Below are 21033 nucleotides of genomic sequence, written 5' to 3' on the forward strand. Positions count from 1 at the left end.
TGTTATATACAGCTAACTGCATGTTGGCTTCTGCTGATACGAAGCTCTTTTTATTCGTATAATTTTTATCTTACAAAATATGAAAAAATCGTCTGAAAACGACCTTTATGACAGGTTATGCCAGTTAAGCGGCTAACAACAGAGCAAAGCTCTTGTCATTTACTCAAGATGGGCAGCCGCAGACTAAACAAAAGTCTATACCCATAAAATCCCCCCATCGCTCACAGATACCCCTAATTACCAGACATAAAAAAACCGGTACTGATTTCTCAGTACCGGTTTTCAAACAAAATCTATAACTTAGCGCTGTTTCAGCATCTGCTCAGCACGATCGCATGCTAAACGAACCTGATTAGGCGCAGTACCACCAATGTGATCCCGCGCGCTGACTGAACCATCCAGTGTCAACACATCAAATACGTCGTTACTGATATCGTCTGAGAACTGCTGCAGTTCTTCCAGTGTCATTTCACCCAGATCTTTGCCGGTCTCAATACCGTAAGCAACAGCTTTACCAACGATCTCGTGTGCATCACGGAAAGGAATACCTTTACGAACCACATAGTCAGCCAGGTCAGTCGCTGTAGAGAAACCACGCAGAGCAGCTTCACGCATGTTGTCATGCTTAGCTTCAATAGCCGGCACCATATCAGCAAAGGCCCGCAGGCTGCCTTTTACGGTATCAATTGCATCAAACAGTGGCTCTTTGTCTTCCTGGTTATCTTTGTTGTATGCCAGCGGTTGAGACTTCATTAACGTCAGCAACGACATCAGATGGCCGTAAACACGACCACTCTTACCACGAACCAGTTCAGGCACGTCCGGATTTTTCTTCTGCGGCATAATGGAAGAACCGGTGCAGAAACGATCTGGCAGGTTGATGAAATCAAACTGCGCAGATGCCCAAAGTACCAACTCTTCAGAGAAGCGTGACAGGTGCATCATCATTACGCTGGAAGCGGCACAGAATTCAATCGCGAAATCCCGGTCAGATACTGAATCCAGTGAATTCTCTGTCGGCGCTGTAAAGCCAAGCAATTCAGTCGTCATCTGACGGTCAATCGGATAAGTAGTACCAGCCAGTGCCGCAGCACCCAGTGGCAATATGTTGACCCGCTTACGGCAATCAGCGAAGCGTTCGTAATCCCGGCTCAGCATTTCAAACCATGCCATCAGGTGATGACCAAATGTCACCGGCTGAGCAGTCTGCAAGTGTGTGAAACCTGGCATCACTGTAGCGGCTTCCTGACGGGCAAGACCGATAATGCCTTGCTGCAGACGATTGATTTCAGCCAGTACCAAATCAATTTCATCACGTACATACAGGCGAATATCTGTCGCTACCTGGTCATTACGTGAACGGCCAGTGTGCAGTTTTTTGCCGGTAACACCGATTTTCTTAGTCAATGCCGCTTCGATATTCATATGAACATCTTCCAGCTCTATCGACCATTCGAAATTACCCGCTTCGATGTCTTGCTGAATTTCAGCCAGACCATTAAGAATATCGTCGCATTCAGCTTCGGTAAGTACACCAACCTTAGTTAGCATCTTCGCATGCGCCACGGAGCCTTCGATGTCCTGACGATACATACGCTGATCGAATTCAACCGACGCAGTAAAACGGGCTACAAATGCATCCGTCGGTTCATTGAATCGGCCGCCCCATTGCTGGTTGGTTTTTTCTTCGCTCATACTTACCTCTATACTCAACACCAGGCCACCTGATGTTCATCCGGAATTAAGGGCCTGCATTATACATTACTCACCCATAGCCGACACATCCGCCAGCATATTTTCTTAGTCTTCACCGGCAGATTGGACTCACATTTATCCACAATGCCCTGTTCGTCGGTAAGAACGGAATAAAGCCTGATGAAGATCATAACCTGCCGCGCATTTGAGGCTGCTTTAGCCCTCCGGATTCTGGTAAAATCATTTCTTTTATTCAGTACGGGCCTTAGCCCTTTACGACAGCCCTCCAGGATATGTTCATGACAACTCCCGTTATCCGTATAGCTACCCGCCAAAGCCCGCTTGCTCTATGGCAGGCCGAATATGTAAAAGCTGAACTGGAACGCCACCATCCGGGCATTCAGGTTGAATTGCTGGGCTTCACGACTAAGGGCGATGTACTACTGGACTCGCCGTTGTCTAAAATTGGCGGTAAAGGCCTGTTTGTTAAAGAACTGGAAGTTGCCATGCTGGCGAACGAAGCCGACATCGCAGTGCACTCGATGAAAGATGTGCCAATGGAATTCCCTGAAGGACTGGAGCTTGCCGTTATTTGTCCACGGGAAAAGCCAACTGATGCTTTTGTTTCCAACAACTACAAGAATATCGACGATTTGCCGCAAGGTGCTGTTGTTGGCACTTCATCACTGCGCCGTGAAGCACAGATTCGTGAACGTCGCCCGGATCTGGTTATTAAAACCCTGCGCGGCAACGTTAACACCCGACTGCGCAAGCTGGATGAAGGTCAGTATGATGCAATCATCCTGGCAACAGCTGGTTTATTACGCCTGGAAATGGCAGACCGCATCGCTTGTGAAATCACTCCTGAAGAAAGCTTACCTGCCGGCGGCCAGGGTGCTGTAGGTATAGAATGCCGTAGCGAAGACGCTGCGACAAAGGCACTGCTCGCACCTTTGCATGATACACATACCGCCAGCCGGGTAACTGCAGAACGCGCAATGAACCGCCGACTGGAAGGCGGCTGTCAGGTTCCTATCGCCTGCTATGCAACACTGGATGATGAAACAGACCAGCTTTACCTGCGCGGTTTGGTTGCCAGCACCGACGGTACAGAAGTTCTGCGCGATGAGATCACCACTAACGCTGCGGGTGCAGAACAGGCGGGTATTGAGCTTGCCGAGCGCCTGCTGGCAGCCGGTGCAGACAAAATTTTGGCAGAAGTTTACCGGGAAAATGGCTAACTCCGTTTTACAGGGCCTGCGTGTTCTGGTCACACGGCCAGAGCATCAGACCCATAGCATCTGCAGCACTCTGGAAACACAGGGCGCAATCCCTGTTCGTCTGCCATTACTGCAAATAACACCAGTCTCCGAAGCAGGTGCAGGCTTTGCGCTACTCAAGCAAAAAGTTCTCGATCTAGATCTGTATCAACAGATTATTGTTGTCAGCCCCAATGCTGCCCGCCTTGCCGGTGAACTGATTGACACATACTGGCCTCAGCTACCTGTTGGGATAATCTGGCACGCTATTGGACAAAAAACTGCAGAAACTCTTGCTGAATATGGAATAACAGCCAGCATCAGCCTGAAAGGCACTGATTCTGAAGCATTACTGAGTCATCCTTCCCTGCAAAACATCACAGAACAACGCATACTTATTATGCGCGGTGAAGGCGGCAGAACATTACTTGCCGAGACTTTACAAAGCAGAGGTGCACGGACCGAATACGCCGAACTCTACCGGCGCAGCCGTCCGGACTATACCTCGCACCAGATCAACAGTACTATTTACAGTTCTCTGGACGCTATTCTTATTACCAGTGGCGAAGCCCTGGAGAATTTATTCAGCCTGCTGGGCAGCCATCAGGAACATAACTCGCAACAACGCGGTCAGATACTTTCGACCTGCCTGTTAGTTCCCAGCGCCAGAGTAGCCAAATTAGCTACAGCCCACGGCTGTAGAAAAGTTTATATTGCTCAGGGAGCCGACAGCCAGGCTATGGTTCAGGCACTAATCGCGACGATCGACGTGGAAGAATAACAATGAGAAAGAACGGGAAAAATAACCGCAACACCAGGACCGATGCCAACGTCATCGAAGGCGAGATCATTGAGAAGGATACCCCCGTGGAAAAGCCAGCAGAAAACTCTGCATCCGCTAAAGACAGCGATACTAAAGAGAACAAGCCAGACGTGAAAAAATCAGCACAGAATTCGGCAAACACGGACTCCCCAAGCAAAAAGCCTACCAAGCAAAGCGCTGGCTGGGCAGGCAAAATTGCACTGCTACTGGCACTGCTTGCCATTATCGGAGTCGGCTACCTTTACTGGTTACAACTTGAATCAAAAAACAACGTCGCGGCAACACAGGCTCAGGCTAGCTCTGAACTGGACGATAAGCTGCAGACAAGTAAACAACAGCAAAACAGCCAGCTCAGCAATTTGAATAACCAGCTACAGGCGCTGGAAAGCAAAGCTAACGCTGATGCAGCTAATATCGAAGAACTGCAAACCCGTTTAACCCGCAGTATTCAGCAAATTACAGCGACCCAGCAAAACACCCGTAAAGACTGGATCCTAGCTGAAGCAGAATACCTGCTGCGTCTGGCTAACCAGCGAGTACTGATGGAGCAAACACCTCAGGGCGCGCTGAAACTACTACGTTCTGCCGATAAGATTCTAAAAGAAACCGACGACGTTACTATTTACGCGGTACGTAAAGCTCTGGCAGCTGACGTTGCTGCACTTGAAGCAGTGCCTGAGCTGGATACTGAAGGCTTGTTCCTGCGTCTTGGCGCACTTAATGCGCAAGTCAGCCAGCTCAAACTTATCCCCCTGACTGAACAGCACAAGTTGCCGGAAATTGTTGCCGATGTCAGCAATGAGACATTCACAGAAACCTGGACTGATAATCTCAAAAAAGCCTGGGCAACCATTGCTGACAAATTTAATCAGCTGGTTGTCATTCAGGACCGTGATGCGCCGGTTGAACCTTTACTGTCGCCACAACAGAACTATTACCTGCAGCAGAATCTTCACCTGATGCTGGAGCAGGCACAGTTATCGCTGCTACAACGCAAAGCCAGCACCTATGAAAACAGCCTGACAAAAGCTGAAGGCTGGATAGCGACATACTTCGAATCCAATGACAGCACAACTAAAGCGCTGGTTCGCAGCTTAGGAGAACTTAAGCAGATCAATGTATCTCCTGTATTGCCGGACATTTCAGGCTCGCTAAATGCCCTGAAAAAGTACCTTCAGGACATGCGTAAGCTAAAGGAACAGGAGGCAGCATAAATGAAAAAGTTATTAATACTGCTGCTAATCCTTCTCTTTGCTGGCGCCTGGGTGGGCCAGCTGATGATTCAGGATTCAGGCTATACACTGATTGCCTATAACAATGTCACTATTGAAATGAGCCTCTGGGTATTTCTGATAGCCATGTTTGCGGTGTTCTTCCTGTTTCACTGGGCACTTAACCTGTTACGGGGATCATTACGCTCAGGCCAGCGGTTTCGCCTGTGGAGTCAGGGACGCAATCAGCGCATTGCCAATACTAAGAGCCTGAAAGGCTTAATCGCATTGTCTGAAGGTAAATGGTGGCAGGCTCAGCGTTTACTGACCCAGGCCGGCGATAAGTCGGAGTTACCTTTGATTAGCTATCTTGCTGCTGCCCGTGCTGCACATGAACAGGGCGAAGATGCCGATTGCGACGAATTACTGAATAAAGCCCGGGACGCTGCGCCACAGGCTGAAATTGCCGTAGGAATAAGTCAGGCACAAATCCTGCTATCCCGTGGACAATATGAACCTTGTCTGGCGACCCTGCTTGATCTGAACAAGAAAGCCCCGAAAAACACTTATGTCATGAAGCTGTTGAGAGAAGTATATATTCAGCTGAATGACTGGTCGGCACTGAGCAAACTGATTCCGGAATTACGCAAGCATAATGCAGTAAAACCTGCCAAGTTATTAAAAACTGAGCAGCGTTGTTACAGCAATATTCTCGAAAAAAGTATCAGCCAGTTACCAGCCCATGCTGACAACGAAGAAAAAGCCAAAGCGCTGGGCACCGCCTGGCACAATATGCCAGGACAGCTTAGCAGTGATGATGTTTTAGCTCGCCACTACACTAATCTGCTGGTAAGCATTGGTGCTGAAGAAAAAGCTGAAGCGGCTATCCGTGACTTACTAAAACGCAACTGGGACGATTCACTGATTGCCCTTTACGGTCGTATTCAGGGCAGTGATGCCAAGAAGCAGCTTGAGTTTGCGAAAAGCTTTCTGAATGACTATCCAATGAATGCTGATCTGCTACTGACACTTGGCCGGCTCTCCCTGCGTAACCAACACTGGGGCAAAGCTGTTGATTACTTTGAGCAGAGTCTGGAAGAAGAATCCCGACCAGAGACACTGAGTGAACTGGCTCGCCTGCTACAGCATATGGGTGAAACTGAGCGCACACTGAAACTGATCGAGAATAACTTCAGCCTGATAGGTAATGGTTTACCACAGCTACCTATGCCGGAAAAAGCAGTCGCTATAACTAAGCCTGAGCCAATCATTTCAGATGATCATATTCATGCGAAACCACGCTTCAAGCCAATCAGTTAAAAACCAGGTTTAACACACACAAAAAGCAGCCTATGGCTGCTTTTTTTATATCTACACTCAGCTGTACAATTAGTAGATAAACACTAACGAGTGCAGAGGTTTATGTACGTGGCGCGTATGCAAATACATCAGCGTGCATGTAATCACCATTAAAACCTTTCGCTTCACAGGCATCTAACAGCGCATACACCATACCCGGTGAACCGCTGGTGTACATAACCATATCGGAAAAGTCATCATAATCAGCCAAAATGGCATCCGGAATCAGGCCCGTACGGCCATTCCAGGCCTGACCATTTTCTGGCTCACTGACGACCAACTCATAACTGACATTCGCATGTTCAGTAGCCCATTGCTCTGGTAACTTATCCAGATACAGATCTTCAGCAACCCGTACTCCCCAATAGATATGAATCGGATTTGATACCTGGTTAGCCAACAAATGCTCAGCAATACTTTTGATCTGAGAAAAACCGGTGCTGGCCGCAACCAGTACAATCCGTGTTTCAGGCTTGAGGCTGGCAGCATTCAGATAGCAGTCACCTTTTGGCAGCTCAATCTCAATGCTAGGATTATTCTGAATATGATCGATCATCGCGATAGACAACTCACCATCAGGCATGCGACGGATATGTAACTCCAGATCGCTACCATGGTCGGGTGCACTGCCAATTGAAAATGGCGCACGACGGCCATCCGGCAAGATCAGCTCCAGATATTGCCCGGCATGGAACTCAACAGCCTGACTGGCTGTAACCGGTAAATGTAAGCGCACCCGAAACACTTCGTGGCTTAACTGTTCTACTGAAGCAATATCACAAACCAGCTTTTTCACTCGAAACTCTCCAGGGCCTAGCAGCCCATCAATCTTCACCCTAATGTCACCCTGAGGTATTGCAGTGCAGGCATATATTTTTGCGGGCTGCTGCCCATCTCGTAAGCTTACATCTAACTCGGGGTAACGCTGTATTATTCTTCCGGCTAACAGCTCTGCTTTACAGATCTGACAGACGCCATTCAGACAACTGCGGCGCATCTTATACCCTGCACGTTCCAGCGCAAGTAAAATCGATTCTCCAGTCTCAGCTTCTAACTGATACTGTCTTTCACCGCCAATTATCTGAATTAAAATATCAGTCTCCGAAAATACCCAGCTCTTGCCAGATATCATCTACTCGCTGCTTAATGGCTTCGTCCATGACGATCGGCTCACCCCATTCACGGTCAGTTTCACCCTGCCATTTATTCGTCGCATCCATACCCATTTTCGAGCCCAGACCAGACACCGGCGAAGCAAAATCCAGATAATCAATCGGCGTATTATCAATCATCACAGTGTCCCGTTGGGGATCCATACGCGTAGTAATTGCCCAGATAACATCATTCCAGTCACGAGCGTTTACGTCGTCATCGCAAACAATCACGAACTTGGTGTACATAAACTGCCGCAAGAATGACCAGACTCCCAGCATGATACGTTTCGCATGACCCGGATACTGCTTCTTGATAGTGACTACAGCCATTCGGTATGAACAGCCTTCCGGCGGCAGATAAAAGTCGACAATTTCCGGAAACTGCTTCTGTAGAATAGGTACAAATACCTCGTTCAGAGCCACACCCAGAATAGCCGGCTCATCCGGTGGACGTCCGGTGTATGTGCTGTGATAAATAGGTTTTTTACGGTGCGTAATCCGCTCTACAGTAAACACAGGAAAACGGTCTACTTCATTGTAATAACCCGTATGATCACCAAACGGACCTTCGTCAGCCATTTCATCCGGATAAATAAAACCTTCCAGAATAAACTCCGCGCTGGCCGGCACCTGTAGATCACTGCCAATGCATTCAGTAACTTCGGTTTTTCCGCCGCGCAATAAACCGGCAAAGGCATATTCCGACAATGAATCTGGTACAGGGGTTACCGCGCCCAGAATGGTTGCCGGATCAGCACCTAAAGCAACCGCTACAGGGAAAGGCTCACCCGGGTGCGCTTTTTGCCATTCACGGAAATCAAGCGCGCCACCACGGTGGGCCAACCAACGCATGATTAATTTGTTTTTTCCGATAAGCTGCTGACGATAAATCCCTAAATTCTGACGTGGTTTTTCTGGCCCACGGGTAATCACTAATGGCCAGGTCACTAAAGGACCAGCATCACCCGGCCAGCATGTCTGAATAGGCAGCTTATAAAGATCGACATCTTCGGCTTCAATAACATGCGCTTGGCAATCAGCCTTACGGACAACCTTCGGCCCCATATTAAGCACTTGCTTAAATATTGGCAGTTTGTCCCAGGCATCTTTCATGCCTTTAGGTGGCTCAGGCTCTTTTAGCATTGCCAGTAATTTACCTACTTCCCGCAGGCTGGTAACGTCTTGCTCACCCATCCCCATAGCTACCCGTTTAGGCGTACCAAACAGATTCGCCAATACCGGATAGTCATAACCTTTGGGGTTCTCAAACAGCAGCGCAGGACCGCCAGCACGCAGTGTGCGGTCGCAGATTTCGGTCATCTCAAGATGTGGATCTACCTCCATCGAGATTCGCTTTAATTCACCTAGTTCTTCCAGAGTGCGGATAAAATCACGCAGATCTTTATATTTAAGATTACTCATAACGGCCCGGCAATCAGGTTTTAATAACAAAGATTTAGCAATAAAAAAGGGTAAGCCATAAGCTTACCCTTTTGTATTCAGAATGTTTATCAGGAACGTCTCATAGACAAGAAGAATTCGTCATTTGTCTTGAAGTCTTTCAGCTTATCGAGCACAAACTCGATCGCTGCGGAGTCTTCCATCGGATCCAGAAGTTTACGCAGAATCCACATACGTTGCAGCTCATCTTCGTCCGTCAGCAAGTCTTCACGGCGGGTGCCAGAACGACGAATGTTGAAAGCAGGATAAACGCGCTTTTCAGCAACTTTACGGTCCAGATGTACTTCAGAGTTACCGGTACCTTTAAATTCTTCGAAGATAACTTCATCCATCTTCGAACCGGTATCAACCAGAGCCGTTGCAATGATTGTCAGGCTACCGCCCTCTTCAATATTACGTGCAGCACCGAAGAAACGCTTAGGACGCTCAAGTGCATGCGCATCAACACCACCGGTCAGTACCTTACCGGATGAAGGAATAACCGTGTTATATGCACGAGCAAGACGGGTGATGGAATCAAGCAGGATAACCACGTCTTTCTTATGTTCAGTCAGACGCTTTGCCTTCTCGAGCACCATTTCAGCTACCTGAACATGGCGTGACGGTGGCTCGTCGAAAGTAGATGCAACCACTTCACCACGAACTGTACGCTGCATCTCTGTTACTTCCTCAGGACGCTCATCAATCAGCAGTACAATCAAATGTGTTTCAGGGTTATTCCGGGTAATGGAGTTAGCAATGTTCTGCAACATCAGTGTTTTACCCGCTTTAGGCGGTGACACCAGCAAGGCACGCTGACCTTTACCCATAGGGCATACAAGATCGATAACACGGGCAGTCAAATCTTCAGTACTGCCGTTACCCAGTTCCATTTTCAGACGGTCCTGAGCAAACAGTGGCGTCAGGTTTTCAAACAGAATCTTGTTCTTAGCATTTTCAGGCTTATCAAAGTTGATCTTATCAACCTTCAGCAATGCAAAGTAACGCTCGCCGTCCTTCGGAGGACGAATCTTGCCTGAAATAGTATCGCCGGTGCGCAAATTAAAACGACGGATCTGACTCGGAGAAACGTAAATATCGTCAGGACCAGCCAGATAAGAGCTGTCCGCAGAACGCAAGAAACCAAATCCATCTTGTAATATTTCCAGCACGCCATCGCCGTAAATATCTTCACCACCTTTAGCATGACGCTTAAGTATGGCAAAAATAACATCTTGTTTGCGGGAGCGGCCCAGGTTATCCATTCCCATTTCTTTCGCTATATTTAACAGCTCAGAAACGTTTTTCGTTTTCAGTTCGGTAAGATTCATAATGTATGAGTAGAAGGACGTAGCCACGTTGAGAAAGAACGCTGGAGAAATCGTTCAGACTAGATTGAATTGATTAAGAGAACCGGAATCAGACAGTAATTCCAGTAATAAGGAGTCACAACTATAATCGCTTGTTTACGGTTAGTCCAGCATTCAGAGCGCAAACTTTATACAGCTCGGAGGAAAGGAAACCAACCGTAAACAATAGCAATTCGACGCTTACAGACTTGTCTCGATAAAGCCTGCTAACTGAGATTTAGACAGAGCACCAACTTTGGTCGCTTCAACATTACCATCTTTGAAAATCATCAGAGTAGGAATGCCACGAATACCAAACTTAGGTGGCGTTTCACTGTTTTCATCAATGTTGAGTTTGCAGACTTTAAGCTTACCATCGTATTCTTTTGCAATCTCTTCCAGAACTGGCGCGATCATTTTACATGGTCCGCACCACTCAGCCCAATAGTCCACCAGTACCGGTGCTTCAGACTTGAGAACATCCTCTTCAAAGGATGCGTCGGTTACATTGATAATATCACTCATAAAAAGCCTCGCAGGCAGATTCGCGTCAATAAATAATTGCCTCGATAATACCATTCAAAACGAACAAATGTGAATACCGTATACCCCTACAATGCCCTACAGCCGACATCTAGTGATCTCCGGCAGCTATATATCAATAGATATTAATCCCACATTGCCTAAATACTCACATCTAAAAAAGTTTTTGTTAAACTGACTGGCAACGTAATAGTTATTGGATACATGCCAGCATGCCGCAGGATAATGCTTTAATAGCCAGCCAGGATACTTTACTGGCAGCTATTGACCTCGGATCGAACAGTTTTCACATCGTCATTGCTAAGCTCGATCAGGGTGAACTGTTACCAATTGATGTTTTATCAGAAAAAGTACAGCTAGCCGCCGGATTAGATAATAACAATCGACTAAGCGAAGAAGCCCAGCAAAGAGGTCTCGCATGCCTGCAACGCTTTGCTGAACGCATTAAATGCCTGCCTGCAGGCGCTGTTAGCGCAGTTGCAACTAACGCGCTGCGTGAAGCGACAAACAGTCGGGAATTCATTGTTAAAGCCGAAACCATTTTAGGCCGCTCTATCGAAGTTATCGCCGGCATAGAAGAAGCCCGCCTTATCCACCTGGGCGTAGAACACACACTTGCTGCAGATTCCGGCTCACGCCTGATAATCGATATTGGCGGCGGCAGTACAGAATTAATAATTGGTGAACGTTTTGAGCCATTGCAACTGGAAAGCCTTGAAATGGGCTGCGTCAGTTTCAGTAAGCGTTATTTCAAAGATGGCGTTATTAATGAGAAAAACTTCCAGCTCGCTGTATTCGGCGCCCTGCGTGAATTATTGTCGATAAAACGTCGCTATAGAAGTCAGGGCTGGCAGCACTGTGTTGGCTCTTCAGGGACAGCTAAAGCAATACGTCAGGCGTGCATAGAATCCGGATACAGCGATAACGCAATCACAGCAAAAGCACTCAAACTTCTGCGTCAACGTATTCTTGAATTTAGTCATGTTGATGAGATTTCAATCCCCGGTATTAAAGAACAGCGAAAAGCGGTCATTGCCGCTGGCATAGCAATTTTATCGGCAGCATTTGAATCCTTAGGCATCAAAGAAATGCATATTTCACAAGGCGCATTACGTGAAGGGCTCCTATATGACATGACCGGAAGATTGCATCATGAAGATGTACGTGAGCGCAGCATCAATGCATTTATGCAGCGCTATCACGTCGATCAGGAACAAGCCTTACGTATAGAACAGACTGCACTTATCGCACTGACACAGGTTCGCAGTGACTGGCAGCTACAAAATAATGAATATCAAAACATGCTCAGCTGGGCAGCACGCAGTTATGAAGCAGGACTAACAATTGCACATAGCCAATACCACAAACACAGTGCTTATCTGATTTTAAATTCAGACCTGCCAGGCTTTAGTCGTCAGGAGCAACTACAACTAGCAACACTGATACGTAATCATCGCCGTAAATTTAATGAAGCAGACTTCGAACTTTTATCTAAACGTGAAATTGAAGTGTTCCGGCGACTCTGCGTCTTACTGAGAATATCGATACTGCTACACCGCAGCCGGAGTAAAGAACCGATCCCTGCATTCACGCTGACGGCCACAGCCAGCACAATATCCCTTACCTTTCCTGATAACTGGCTAAGCTATCACCCACTGACTAAGGCTGACCTTGAACATGAAGCCGGCTACCTATCCAACAGTGGCTATTGCCTCAGCATAAACTGATAATTTACTTAGCAACCAATTATAAAAAAACCGAACTCAGCTTACTGACTTCGGTTTTTTTGCCTCAGATCATCAAACAATCACTAATTCCCTCTCTGACTACTCACTCAATGGATGAATCTATAAAAAGCATTTAGCCTTAAAGCGTAACAATTCATCTGAGAAGCAATAAATGGAAAAGACCAGCGAACTGATCTGGCAAGATACTCAGCACCAGGAGCTGTTTCGCCTTATAGATAAGATAAAAGAAAGCGGTGTCGAAGCGGATATTTTTGTGCGCTTATATGACTACGCAGAGCACCACTTCAATCTGGAAGAAGCTTATATGCGGGAATCAAACTACCCGGAGATAGAACAACATATAGCAGCTCACAATAAATTCCGGCAGGAATTAACTAACATGGTTACGCAAAACCATGATTATGATGAAATGCTGCGTGAAACACTGTCTACATTTTTGAGCGAATGGCCGAAACGGCATATTTTCGGCATCGATAAACGATTCGAAGCTTACATACTTAGCTCAGACATCAAATAACTAAATTACAGGCAAAAAAAAGCCCGGCTCTTATTATGAGAGCCGGGCTTTTTCTTGATCAGAAACGAAGATTAATCTTCAGAATCATCAACCACAACAGCTGCATCAGCTGGACGGTCAACCAGTTCAACCAACGCCATAGGAGCGTTGTCACCAGCACGGAAACCACATTTCAGAATGCGAATGTATCCGCCTGGACGAGCCTCATAACGAGGACCCAGTTCGTTGAACAGTTTACCAACAGCTTCTTTGCTGCGGGTGCGGGCAAAAGCCAGACGACGGTTAGCAACCGTGTCATTCTTTGCCAGAGTGATCAGAGGCTCAGCAACGCGGCGCAGCTCTTTAGCTTTAGGCAGCGTAGTCTTGATGAGCTCATGTTCGAACAAGGACACAGCCATGTTCTTGAACATTGCTTTGCGGTGTGCACTTGTACGATTTAAGTGACGACCTGATTTACGATGACGCATGTTTAATTCCTTGCCAAACTATTAAGGTTAAAAAACGCGATTAGGAAGCGACTTTATCGTCGTTCCGAATACTTGCCGGCGGCCAGTTTTCCAGGCGCATGCCCAGAGAAAGACCCTTAGATGCCAAGACATCTTTAATTTCCGTCAGCGATTTCTTACCTAAGTTCGGAGTCTTAAGCAGTTCTACTTCGGTACGCTGAATCAGATCACCGATGTAGTAGATCTGTTCTGCCTTCAGACAGTTGGCGGAACGTACAGTCAGCTCCAGATCATCAACCGGACGCAACAGGATCGGATCGATCTCTGGCTCTTCCGGCTCATCTTTAACCTGATCCTTACCACCTTCCAGATCTACAAACACAGCCAGTTGCTGCTGCAGAATAGTTGCAGCACGACGGATGCATTCTTCCGGATCGATAGTACCGTTGGATTCGATATCAATTACCAACTTGTCCAAGTCAGTGCGCTGTTCCACACGAGCACTCTCAACAACATAAGACACCAGACGAACTGGGCTATAAGTTGCATCAAGCTGCAGACGGCCGATAGTACGCGACTCGTCTTCGTCAGATATACGGGCATCAGCCGGTACATAACCTCGACCACGTGCTACACGCAACTGCATGTTCAGGCTTGCGCCTTCACTCAGATGAGCGATAACGTGATCTGGGTTAGCGATTTCGGCATCCTGGTTCAGCTGAATATCAGCTGCAGTGACAGGGCCTGCTTCGCTCTTAGAAAGAGTCAGAGTTGCTTCGTCGCCGTTATGCAGAGCGATAGCTACGCCTTTCAGGTTTAACAGGATTTCGATAACGTCTTCCTGAACACCTTCCAGAGTGCTGTACTCATGCAATACACCGTCGATTTCTACTTCCTTAACTGCACAACCTGGCATAGAAGAAAGTAGAATACGACGCAACGCATTACCTAGCGTATGGCCAAAACCGCGCTCAAGTGGCTCCAGAGTAACTTTTGCACGAGTCGAGCTAATTTCCTGTACGTCGATGTGACGTGGGCTTAGAAACTCGTTTACTGAACGCTGCATAGTTCCACCAATTATGAAGTCAATGATTACTTAGAATACAATTCGACAATCAGCTGCTCGTTGATTTCGGCAGACAGATCACTACGCTCAGGCAGGGACTTAAAAGTACCTTCCATTTTGCCAGCATCTACTTCTACCCATTCAACTGAGCTACGCTGAGAAGCCAGATCCAGGGCGCTTTTAATACGCAGCTGGTTCTTAGACTTTTCACGAACGGCAACAACATCACCCGCAGAAACCTGGAATGAAGGAATGTTAACGCTCTGACCGTTGACTGTAATCTGGCGATGTGAAACTACCTGACGTGCTTCAGCACGGGTAGAGCCAAAGCCCATACGATAGACAACATTGTCTAAACGCCCTTCCAACAGTTGCAACAAGTTAGTACCAGTCGCGCCATTGCGACGGGCAGCTTCCTTGTAGTAGCTGCGGAATTGCTTTTCAAGAACGCCGTAAGTACGACGAACTTTTTGTTTTTCACGAAGCTGTAAACCGTAATCGGACAGACGACCGCGACGAGCGCCGTGTACGCCTGGCACGTTTTCAGCTTTACACTTGCTGTCCAGTGCACGTACACCGCTCTTCAAGAACAGGTCGGTACCTTCACGGCGAGACAGCTTACATTTTGGTCCTATATAACGAGCCATATCTTACTGTCTCCGGATTAAACGCGACGTTTCTTAGACGGACGACAACCATTGTGTGGAATCGGTGTCACGTCAGTGATGTTGTTAACCTTGTAACCGCAACCGTTCAATGCACGAACTGCAGATTCACGGCCTGGTCCAGGACCTTTAACAAAAACGTCTAAATTCTTTAGGCCATACTCTTGCGCTGCCACACCTGCACGTTCTGCAGCTACCTGAGCTGCAAACGGTGTGCTCTTACGAGAACCGCGGAAGCCGGAGCCACCCGCAGTTGCCCAGCTCAGAGTATTTCCCTGACGATCAGTAATAGTAATGATCGTATTGTTAAATGAGGCGTGGATGTGCGCTAAGCCATCAACAACCTGCTTTTTAACCTTTTTACGTGTGCGAGTATTTGGCTTTGCCATATTGGAAATTCCTATCGCTTACCACTTACTTGCGGATTGGCTTACGTGGGCCTTTACGGGTACGCGCATTAGTCTTAGTGCGCTGACCACGAAGAGGCAGACTGCGACGATGACGCAGACCACGAAAACAGCCCAGATCCATCAAGCGTTTGATGTTCATGGATACTTCACGACGAAGGTCGCCTTCAACACTTAACTTGGCGATTTCGCCACGTACGTTGTCTAGCTGATCTTCTGAAAGCTCTGCAATTTTTGTGGATTCTTGAATACCACAAGCTGAACAAATGCTTTTCGCTGTAGTGCGGCCAATTCCGAAGATGTAAGTCAATGAAATTACCGCATGCTTATTGTCAGGAATATTGACGCCTGCTATACGGGCCATTCAATTTACTCCAACTTTATTAGCATGTTACCTGTCATATAAGACAAGCACTGCAAATTCTTCTATTAATGGAAGGCGCAGGATGTTACACCTTGATTAAAATTAAATCAAGCCCCTTGCCTTCCACCCCAGACCAGGATTAACCCTGGCGCTGCTTGTGTCGTGGTTCAACTTTGCAGATTACTCGCAAAGTTCCGTTACGACGTACGATCTTGCAGTTACGGCAGATTTTCTTTACAGATGCACGTACTTTCATGATCAACTCCAGTAGCAGGGGCTAGCGCAGCAGGCCAGCACCACCGCCTTTAAGATTCGACTTCTTCATCAGAGATTCATACTGATGGGACATCAGATGCGATTGTACCTGAGCCATGAAATCCATGACTACAACAACCACGATCAGTAACGATGTACCACCGAAGTAGAAAGGTATATTCCACGCAACAACCAAGAATTGAGGCATCAAGGAAACTGCTGTGATGTAAAGAGCGCCAAACAAAGTTAAACGACCCAAAACACTGTCAATATACCGAGCGGATTGCTCCCCTGGGCGAATACCCGGGATAAATGCACCAGACTTCTTCAGATTATCAGCAACTTCTTTCGGATTGAAAACAATCGCGGTATAGAAGTAGCAGAAGAAGATGATACATACAGAAAACAGCAGAATGTATAACGGCTGGCCCGGACCCAACGCTAACGCAACACTCTGTAACCATTCCATACCTTCAGTCTGGCCAAACCACTGACCAATTGAAGCAGGGAACAGTAGAATACTTGACGCAAAGATCGGCGGAATAACACCAGCCATATTAACTTTTAATGGCAGGTGGCTGGACTGCGCCGCATACATACGACGACCTTGCTGACGCTTCGCATAGTTAATGGTAATACGGCGTTGACCGCGCTCCATAAACACTACAAAGCCAACAGTCGCAACAGCCAGTGCTGCGATGCCCAGCAGAGCCAGGATGTTTAAATCACCCTGACGTGCCGCTTCAAAGGACTGACCGATTGCACCAGGCAATCCAGCCACAATACCAGCAAAGATCAGGATAGAAATACCGTTACCGATACCTCTCTCTGTCACTTGCTCACCTAACCACATCAGGAATACTGCGCCAGCTACAAGCGTCACGACTGCTACAAAGTAGAAAGACGGACCTGCGCTGAATGCTATTCCCTGATTAGCCAGACCTACCGCCATACCAAACGACTGAATGGTAGCCAGTATAACTGTACCATAGCGGGTATATTGGTTGATCTTACGGCGTCCAGCCTCACCTTCTTTCTTTAACTGCTCAAGAGTAGGGCTTACTACGGTCATCAACTGCATGATGATAGACGCAGATATGTACGGCATGATACCCAATGCAAGGATACTCATACGTTCCAGCGCCCCGCCGGAGAACATATTAAACAGACTCAGGATAGTACCCTGATTCTGATCGAAGAGTGCTGCTAGGCGATCAGGATTGATACCAGGTACCGGAATATGTGCACCGATACGGTATACAACGATCGCAATCAAAACAAACAACAGGCGAGACTTAAGTTCGCCTAAGCCGTTTTGAACACCTGCTGGTACTGGTCCTTTCTTAGCCATTTATTCCTCGACTTTTCCGCCAGCAGCTTCGATAGCAGCCTGAGCACCTTTGGTGACTTTCAGACCTTTAACGGTAACTGCTTTAGTGATTTCACCAGACAGGATCACGCGCGCACGCTTGATGCTTTCTTTGATGATATCGGCTTTCTTCAACGCTTCCAGGTCGACCACTTCGACACCAGCTTTAACCAGTTCATTCAAACGGATTTCAGCAACAAAAGGTGCCTGACGTGAAGTGAAACCAAACTTAGGCAGACGACGCTGTAAAGGCATCTGACCGCCTTCAAAACCTGGCTTCACTGAACCGCCTGAGCGGGATTTCTGACCTTTATGACCACGGCCACCGGTTTTACCCAGGCCAGAGCCAATGCCGCGACCAACACGCTTAGCAGCGGATTTGGAACCTTCGGCAGGACTTAGTGTATTAAGACGCATAACGTAATACTCCTTATTCGCCTTCTACACGAACCATGTAGTTTACTTTGTTGATCATGCCGCGAACGGAAGGTGTATCTTCCACTTCAACAGTATGACCGATACGGCGCAGACCCAGACCCTTAACGCACTCACGGTGCTTAGGTAGTTTACCGATAGGGCTGCGTACAAGTGTAACCTTGACTGTAGATGCCATCGTTAATTACCCCAGGATATCGTCTACGGACTTGCCACGTTTTGCAGCAACATCTTCAGGAGATGTCATGCTAGCCAAGCCATTGATTGTTGCACGTACAACGTTTACTGGGTTTGTAGAGCCGTAGCACTTAGCCAGTACGTTGTGAACACCTGCCAATTCCAGTACAGCACGCATTGCGCCACCGGCGATTACACCAGTACCTTCAGATGCAGGCTGCATGTATACCTTAGAAGCACCGTGACGGGCTTTAACAGCATATTGCAGAGTTGTGCCATTCAGGTCTACAGAGACCATATTGCGACGCGCTTGCTCCATTGCTTTTTGAATAGCAACAGGTACTTCACGTGCTTTACCACGACCGAAACCAACGCGGCCGTTACCGTCACCAACAACAGTCAGGGCTGTGAAACCGAAAATACGACCACCCTTAACTACTTTGGCAACACGGTTAACCTGAACAAGCTTCTCTTGCAGGTCACCGTCTTTCTGTTCGTGATTTGCCATTGTCAAACCCCTTAGAATTCCAGGCCGCCTTCACGGGCCGCTTCTGCCAACGCTTTGATACGTCCATGGTATTGGAAACCAGAACGGTCAAAAGCAACCTTAGATACGCCAGCGTCTTTAGCACGCTGAGCGATTAACGCACCGACTTTAGAAGCCGCGTCAGAGTTACCAGTACCACCTGCACGCAGATCTTTCTCTACAGTAGATGCTGCAGCCAGAACCTGACCACCATCAGCAGAGATAACCTGTGCATAGATATGACGAGGTGTACGGGTTACACATAGACGGGTAGCACCCAGCTCACGCATTTTGAAGCGAGCACGGCGAGCACGGCGAATACGAGATGTTTTCTTATCGTTCATGACCCTACCTTACTTCTTCTTAGCTTCTTTACGGCGTACGTATTCGTCAGCATAACGAACACCTTTACCTTTATAAGGCTCTGGTGGACGGAAAGCGCGAATCTCAGCAGCAGCCTGACCCAGTGTTTGCTTGCTAGCAGCAGTCAACACAACTGTGGTTTGGCCTTCCATTGCAGCTGAAACACCTTCAGGCAATTCGTAATCGATTGGGTGAGAGAAACCCAGGGTCAGGTTTACACTGTTGCCTTTAACGGCAGCACGGTAACCAACACCTTGCAGAACCAGTTTCTTAGAGAAACCTTCGCTCACACCTACAACCATGTTATTAACCAGAGAGCGTGTAGTACCAGCCAATGCATTGGCTTGCTTGCCGCCATCACGTGGCGCAAACTTCAGTACGTTATCTTCACTGGTTACTTCTACAGACTGGTGTACAGACAGATCCAAGGCACCGTTCTTGCCTTTTACAGAAATCTGCTGACCATCAATTTTAGCTTCAACACCTGCCGGTAGGACAACGGGACTTTTAGCAACTCGAGACATAGTTCTAGCTCCTAGAATACCGTGCAGATGACTTCGCCGCCGATACCGGCAGCACGTGCAGCGCGATCGCTCATCACACCTTTAGAGGTAGAGATGATAGAGATACCCAGACCGCCAGCTACTTTAGGCAGCTCGGAAGCAGCCTTATAAACACGTAGACTTGGACGACTTACACGCTGGATAGACTCAATAACCGGCTTGCCTTCGAAGTATTTCAATTCAACAGTCATAACTGGCTTAACGTCGCCTTCAACAGCGAAGCCAGAGATGTAACCTTCCGATTCTAAAACAGAAGCGACAGACGCCTTCATTTTAGAAGCAGGCATGGTTACAGCTGATTTCTCAGCCATATGACCATTACGAATACGAGTTAACATATCCGCTAGAGTGTCTTGCATACTCATGCTTAATTTTCCTTACTATTGTGCAGCGTAGTGCGGTAGCAGAATGACAATCACCCTGCCCTGACCACCATGCTTACCAACTAGCTTTCTTCAAGCCCGGAACATCACCACGCATAGCAGCTTCGCGCAATTTAATACGGCTTAAGCCGAATTTGCGGTAAACAGCGTGTGGACGACCAGTAACTTGACAACGACGTACCTGGCGAACCGGGTTAGCGTCACGTGGCAGCTTCTGAAGAGCTACCTGTGCTTCCCAACGATCATCTTCAGATGAAGCTGGGTTACGGATGATTGCCTTTAACTGAGCACGTTTCTCAGCGTACTTAGCAACCATTTTTGCGCGTTTTGCTTCGCGCGCTTTCATACATTCCTTAGCCATTTTTCTACCCTACTTTTTGAATGGGAAGTTCAGGGCTGCCAGCAGGGCACGACCTTCATCGTTATTACGGGCAGTGGTAGTGATAGTAATATCCATACCACGCAGCTTATCTACTTTATCGAAATCGATTTCAGGGAAGATAATCTGCTCTTTAACACCCATGCTGTAGTTACCACGACCATCAAAAGATTTCGGGTTCAGACCACGGAAGTCACGGATACGAGGGATAGAAACATCAACCAGACGGTCAAGGAATTCCCACATACGCTCACCGCGCAGGGTTACCTTACAACCGATAGGCCAGCCTTCACGTACTTTAAAGCCAGCAATAGATTTGCGAGCTAAAGTTACAACAGGCTTCTGACCAGAAATTTGCTGCATATCTGCAACAGCGTTTTCTAGCTGCTTTTTGTCACCTAGCGCTTCACCAACACCCATGTTCAGGGTGATTTTGGTCAGGCGAGGAACAGCCATCACGTTTTCGCTCTTCAGCTCTTCTAGAAGCTGCTGCTTAACGGAATCTTTATAAAGGGCTTTTAATCTAGACATGGCATC

Annotated in this window: 26 protein-coding genes; 6 read left to right on the forward strand and 20 right to left on the reverse strand. The window is 47.5% G+C overall.

All coding sequences use genetic code 11. The features are described from left to right. Positions 1 to 300: 300 nt before the first annotated feature. Complete coding sequence (gene argH / locus OCU49_RS21480; RefSeq protein WP_261842577.1) at positions 301 to 1695, reverse strand: argininosuccinate lyase; 1395 nt, start codon at positions 1693 to 1695, stop codon at positions 301 to 303. Between the two features lie 299 nt (positions 1696 to 1994). On the opposite strand from argH, the gene hemC reads away from it, so the two are divergent. From hemC to OCU49_RS21500, 4 genes are read left to right on the forward strand one after another with little or no spacing between them, the layout of a single operon-like run. Further along, complete coding sequence (gene hemC, locus OCU49_RS21485; protein WP_261842578.1) at positions 1995 to 2936, forward strand: hydroxymethylbilane synthase; 942 nt, start codon at positions 1995 to 1997, stop codon at positions 2934 to 2936. Then, on the forward strand, positions 2929 to 3735 hold the full coding sequence (locus OCU49_RS21490; protein WP_261842579.1) for a uroporphyrinogen-III synthase: 807 nt from the start codon (positions 2929 to 2931) through the stop codon (positions 3733 to 3735). Before hemC ends, OCU49_RS21490 begins: the two co-directional genes overlap by 8 nt. 2 nt (positions 3736 to 3737) lie before the next feature. Beyond that, positions 3738 to 4991, forward strand: a complete 1254-nt coding sequence (locus OCU49_RS21495; protein WP_261842580.1) for a uroporphyrinogen-III C-methyltransferase — start codon at positions 3738 to 3740, stop codon at positions 4989 to 4991. After that, a complete protein-coding gene (locus OCU49_RS21500) occupies positions 4992 to 6308 on the forward strand; it encodes a heme biosynthesis HemY N-terminal domain-containing protein (RefSeq protein WP_261842581.1) in 1317 nt (438 codons plus the stop codon). It abuts the gene before it with no gap. A gap of 100 nt (positions 6309 to 6408) precedes the next feature. Here the strand turns inward: OCU49_RS21500 and OCU49_RS21505 are convergent, their stop codons facing one another. The 4 genes from OCU49_RS21505 to trxA all read right to left on the reverse strand — a co-directional run bounded on the left by OCU49_RS21505 (position 6409) and on the right by trxA (position 10815). Continuing rightward, on the reverse strand, positions 6409 to 7479 hold the full coding sequence (locus OCU49_RS21505; RefSeq protein WP_261842582.1) for an FAD-binding oxidoreductase: 1071 nt from the start codon (positions 7477 to 7479) through the stop codon (positions 6409 to 6411). After that, a complete protein-coding gene (ubiD, locus tag OCU49_RS21510; protein ID WP_261842583.1) occupies positions 7442 to 8923 on the reverse strand; it encodes a 4-hydroxy-3-polyprenylbenzoate decarboxylase in 1482 nt (493 codons plus the stop codon). The genes OCU49_RS21505 and ubiD overlap by 38 nt, the downstream gene beginning before the upstream one ends. 89 nt (positions 8924 to 9012) lie before the next feature. Further along, positions 9013 to 10272 (reverse strand): transcription termination factor Rho, encoded by a 1260-nt coding sequence (rho, locus tag OCU49_RS21515; RefSeq protein WP_261842584.1) that lies wholly within the window; start codon positions 10270 to 10272, stop codon positions 9013 to 9015. Positions 10273 to 10491: 219 nt separating this feature from the next. Beyond that, the gene (gene trxA, locus OCU49_RS21520; protein WP_261842585.1) at positions 10492 to 10815 is read right to left on the reverse strand and encodes a thioredoxin TrxA; all 324 of its coding nucleotides are present in this window, start codon (positions 10813 to 10815) and stop codon (positions 10492 to 10494) included. A gap of 230 nt (positions 10816 to 11045) precedes the next feature. On the opposite strand from trxA, the gene ppx reads away from it, so the two are divergent. Together ppx and OCU49_RS21530 are read left to right on the forward strand one after the other, a co-directional pair. Further along, positions 11046 to 12560, forward strand: coding sequence for an exopolyphosphatase (gene ppx / locus OCU49_RS21525; protein ID WP_261842586.1), 1515 nt, complete (start codon positions 11046 to 11048; stop codon positions 12558 to 12560). 172 nt (positions 12561 to 12732) lie between these two features. Then, positions 12733 to 13098 carry a hemerythrin family protein gene (locus OCU49_RS21530; RefSeq protein WP_261842587.1) on the forward strand — a complete coding sequence of 122 codons (366 nt, stop codon included), beginning with the start codon at positions 12733 to 12735 and terminating at the stop codon, positions 13096 to 13098. A 71-nt stretch (positions 13099 to 13169) separates the two neighbouring features. On the opposite strand, the gene rplQ is transcribed toward OCU49_RS21530, so the two are convergent. From rplQ to rplE, 15 genes are all read right to left on the reverse strand, one after another. Continuing rightward, a complete protein-coding gene (gene rplQ, locus OCU49_RS21535) occupies positions 13170 to 13565 on the reverse strand; it encodes a 50S ribosomal protein L17 (protein ID WP_261842588.1) in 396 nt (131 codons plus the stop codon). 40 nt (positions 13566 to 13605) lie between these two features. Continuing rightward, positions 13606 to 14610, reverse strand: a complete 1005-nt coding sequence (locus OCU49_RS21540; protein ID WP_261842589.1) for a DNA-directed RNA polymerase subunit alpha — start codon at positions 14608 to 14610, stop codon at positions 13606 to 13608. 26 nt (positions 14611 to 14636) lie between these two features. Beyond that, positions 14637 to 15257, reverse strand: coding sequence for a 30S ribosomal protein S4 (gene rpsD / locus OCU49_RS21545; protein ID WP_261842590.1), 621 nt, complete (start codon positions 15255 to 15257; stop codon positions 14637 to 14639). Between the two features lie 17 nt (positions 15258 to 15274). After that, the gene (gene rpsK, locus OCU49_RS21550) at positions 15275 to 15664 is read right to left on the reverse strand and encodes a 30S ribosomal protein S11 (protein WP_205659855.1); all 390 of its coding nucleotides are present in this window, start codon (positions 15662 to 15664) and stop codon (positions 15275 to 15277) included. Positions 15665 to 15689: 25 nt separating this feature from the next. Continuing rightward, positions 15690 to 16046 carry a 30S ribosomal protein S13 gene (gene rpsM / locus OCU49_RS21555; RefSeq protein ID WP_261842591.1) on the reverse strand — a complete coding sequence of 119 codons (357 nt, stop codon included), beginning with the start codon at positions 16044 to 16046 and terminating at the stop codon, positions 15690 to 15692. A gap of 139 nt (positions 16047 to 16185) precedes the next feature. Further along, complete coding sequence (gene rpmJ / locus OCU49_RS21560) at positions 16186 to 16302, reverse strand: 50S ribosomal protein L36 (RefSeq protein WP_083935407.1); 117 nt, start codon at positions 16300 to 16302, stop codon at positions 16186 to 16188. A 21-nt stretch (positions 16303 to 16323) separates the two neighbouring features. Further along, a complete protein-coding gene (gene secY, locus OCU49_RS21565; RefSeq protein ID WP_261842592.1) occupies positions 16324 to 17652 on the reverse strand; it encodes a preprotein translocase subunit SecY in 1329 nt (442 codons plus the stop codon). Beyond that, complete coding sequence (gene rplO, locus OCU49_RS21570; RefSeq protein WP_261842593.1) at positions 17653 to 18087, reverse strand: 50S ribosomal protein L15; 435 nt, start codon at positions 18085 to 18087, stop codon at positions 17653 to 17655. 13 nt (positions 18088 to 18100) lie between these two features. After that, the gene (gene rpmD, locus OCU49_RS21575; RefSeq protein ID WP_205659851.1) at positions 18101 to 18283 is read right to left on the reverse strand and encodes a 50S ribosomal protein L30; all 183 of its coding nucleotides are present in this window, start codon (positions 18281 to 18283) and stop codon (positions 18101 to 18103) included. A gap of 6 nt (positions 18284 to 18289) precedes the next feature. After that, entirely contained in the window at positions 18290 to 18790 is a 501-nt protein-coding gene (gene rpsE / locus OCU49_RS21580) for a 30S ribosomal protein S5 (RefSeq protein WP_261842594.1), read from the reverse strand. An 11-nt stretch (positions 18791 to 18801) separates the two neighbouring features. Beyond that, the gene (rplR, locus tag OCU49_RS21585; RefSeq protein WP_261842595.1) at positions 18802 to 19152 is read right to left on the reverse strand and encodes a 50S ribosomal protein L18; all 351 of its coding nucleotides are present in this window, start codon (positions 19150 to 19152) and stop codon (positions 18802 to 18804) included. Positions 19153 to 19161: 9 nt separating this feature from the next. Continuing rightward, the gene (gene rplF, locus OCU49_RS21590) at positions 19162 to 19695 is read right to left on the reverse strand and encodes a 50S ribosomal protein L6 (RefSeq protein WP_261842596.1); all 534 of its coding nucleotides are present in this window, start codon (positions 19693 to 19695) and stop codon (positions 19162 to 19164) included. 11 nt (positions 19696 to 19706) lie between these two features. Next, positions 19707 to 20099 carry a 30S ribosomal protein S8 gene (gene rpsH / locus OCU49_RS21595; RefSeq protein ID WP_261842597.1) on the reverse strand — a complete coding sequence of 131 codons (393 nt, stop codon included), beginning with the start codon at positions 20097 to 20099 and terminating at the stop codon, positions 19707 to 19709. 73 nt (positions 20100 to 20172) lie between these two features. After that, positions 20173 to 20478 carry a 30S ribosomal protein S14 gene (rpsN, locus tag OCU49_RS21600; RefSeq protein WP_261842598.1) on the reverse strand — a complete coding sequence of 102 codons (306 nt, stop codon included), beginning with the start codon at positions 20476 to 20478 and terminating at the stop codon, positions 20173 to 20175. A 9-nt stretch (positions 20479 to 20487) separates the two neighbouring features. After that, positions 20488 to 21027 (reverse strand): 50S ribosomal protein L5, encoded by a 540-nt coding sequence (gene rplE, locus OCU49_RS21605; protein ID WP_261842599.1) that lies wholly within the window; start codon positions 21025 to 21027, stop codon positions 20488 to 20490. Positions 21028 to 21033 lie beyond the last annotated feature (6 nt).

This window comes from Aliamphritea ceti (assembly GCF_024347215.1).
Taxonomy (GTDB): Bacteria; Pseudomonadota; Gammaproteobacteria; order Pseudomonadales; family Balneatricaceae; genus Amphritea; species Amphritea ceti.

What these genes read in the sequence shown, in the direction of transcription:
- rpmD (WP_205659851.1), bottom strand. Translation starts at nt 18,283, where the DNA reads ATGGCATCTACAGTCAAGGTTACACTTGTACGCAGCCCTATCGGTAAA.
- rho (WP_261842584.1), bottom strand. Translation starts at nt 10,272, where the DNA reads ATGAATCTTACCGAACTGAAAACGAAAAACGTTTCTGAGCTGTTAAAT.
- rplQ (WP_261842588.1), bottom strand. Translation starts at nt 13,565, where the DNA reads ATGCGTCATCGTAAATCAGGTCGTCACTTAAATCGTACAAGTGCACAC.
- rpmJ (WP_083935407.1), bottom strand. Translation starts at nt 16,302, where the DNA reads ATGAAAGTACGTGCATCTGTAAAGAAAATCTGCCGTAACTGCAAGATC.
- trxA (WP_261842585.1), bottom strand. Translation starts at nt 10,815, where the DNA reads ATGAGTGATATTATCAATGTAACCGACGCATCCTTTGAAGAGGATGTT.
- OCU49_RS21530 (WP_261842587.1), top strand. Translation starts at nt 12,733, where the DNA reads ATGGAAAAGACCAGCGAACTGATCTGGCAAGATACTCAGCACCAGGAG.
- OCU49_RS21505 (WP_261842582.1), bottom strand. Translation starts at nt 7,479, where the DNA reads ATGATATCTGGCAAGAGCTGGGTATTTTCGGAGACTGATATTTTAATT.
- OCU49_RS21490 (WP_261842579.1), top strand. Translation starts at nt 2,929, where the DNA reads ATGGCTAACTCCGTTTTACAGGGCCTGCGTGTTCTGGTCACACGGCCA.
- OCU49_RS21540 (WP_261842589.1), bottom strand. Translation starts at nt 14,610, where the DNA reads ATGCAGCGTTCAGTAAACGAGTTTCTAAGCCCACGTCACATCGACGTA.
- rpsM (WP_261842591.1), bottom strand. Translation starts at nt 16,046, where the DNA reads ATGGCCCGTATAGCAGGCGTCAATATTCCTGACAATAAGCATGCGGTA.
- OCU49_RS21495 (WP_261842580.1), top strand. Translation starts at nt 3,738, where the DNA reads ATGAGAAAGAACGGGAAAAATAACCGCAACACCAGGACCGATGCCAAC.
- rplF (WP_261842596.1), bottom strand. Translation starts at nt 19,695, where the DNA reads ATGTCTCGAGTTGCTAAAAGTCCCGTTGTCCTACCGGCAGGTGTTGAA.
- rpsE (WP_261842594.1), bottom strand. Translation starts at nt 18,790, where the DNA reads ATGGCAAATCACGAACAGAAAGACGGTGACCTGCAAGAGAAGCTTGTT.
- secY (WP_261842592.1), bottom strand. Translation starts at nt 17,652, where the DNA reads ATGGCTAAGAAAGGACCAGTACCAGCAGGTGTTCAAAACGGCTTAGGC.
- hemC (WP_261842578.1), top strand. Translation starts at nt 1,995, where the DNA reads ATGACAACTCCCGTTATCCGTATAGCTACCCGCCAAAGCCCGCTTGCT.
- rpsD (WP_261842590.1), bottom strand. Translation starts at nt 15,257, where the DNA reads ATGGCTCGTTATATAGGACCAAAATGTAAGCTGTCTCGCCGTGAAGGT.
- rpsK (WP_205659855.1), bottom strand. Translation starts at nt 15,664, where the DNA reads ATGGCAAAGCCAAATACTCGCACACGTAAAAAGGTTAAAAAGCAGGTT.
- ubiD (WP_261842583.1), bottom strand. Translation starts at nt 8,923, where the DNA reads ATGAGTAATCTTAAATATAAAGATCTGCGTGATTTTATCCGCACTCTG.
- rpsN (WP_261842598.1), bottom strand. Translation starts at nt 20,478, where the DNA reads ATGGCTAAGGAATGTATGAAAGCGCGCGAAGCAAAACGCGCAAAAATG.
- rpsH (WP_261842597.1), bottom strand. Translation starts at nt 20,099, where the DNA reads ATGAGTATGCAAGACACTCTAGCGGATATGTTAACTCGTATTCGTAAT.
- rplO (WP_261842593.1), bottom strand. Translation starts at nt 18,087, where the DNA reads ATGCGTCTTAATACACTAAGTCCTGCCGAAGGTTCCAAATCCGCTGCT.
- ppx (WP_261842586.1), top strand. Translation starts at nt 11,046, where the DNA reads ATGCCGCAGGATAATGCTTTAATAGCCAGCCAGGATACTTTACTGGCA.
- rplE (WP_261842599.1), bottom strand. Translation starts at nt 21,027, where the DNA reads ATGTCTAGATTAAAAGCCCTTTATAAAGATTCCGTTAAGCAGCAGCTT.
- OCU49_RS21500 (WP_261842581.1), top strand. Translation starts at nt 4,992, where the DNA reads ATGAAAAAGTTATTAATACTGCTGCTAATCCTTCTCTTTGCTGGCGCC.
- rplR (WP_261842595.1), bottom strand. Translation starts at nt 19,152, where the DNA reads ATGAACGATAAGAAAACATCTCGTATTCGCCGTGCTCGCCGTGCTCGC.
- argH (WP_261842577.1), bottom strand. Translation starts at nt 1,695, where the DNA reads ATGAGCGAAGAAAAAACCAACCAGCAATGGGGCGGCCGATTCAATGAA.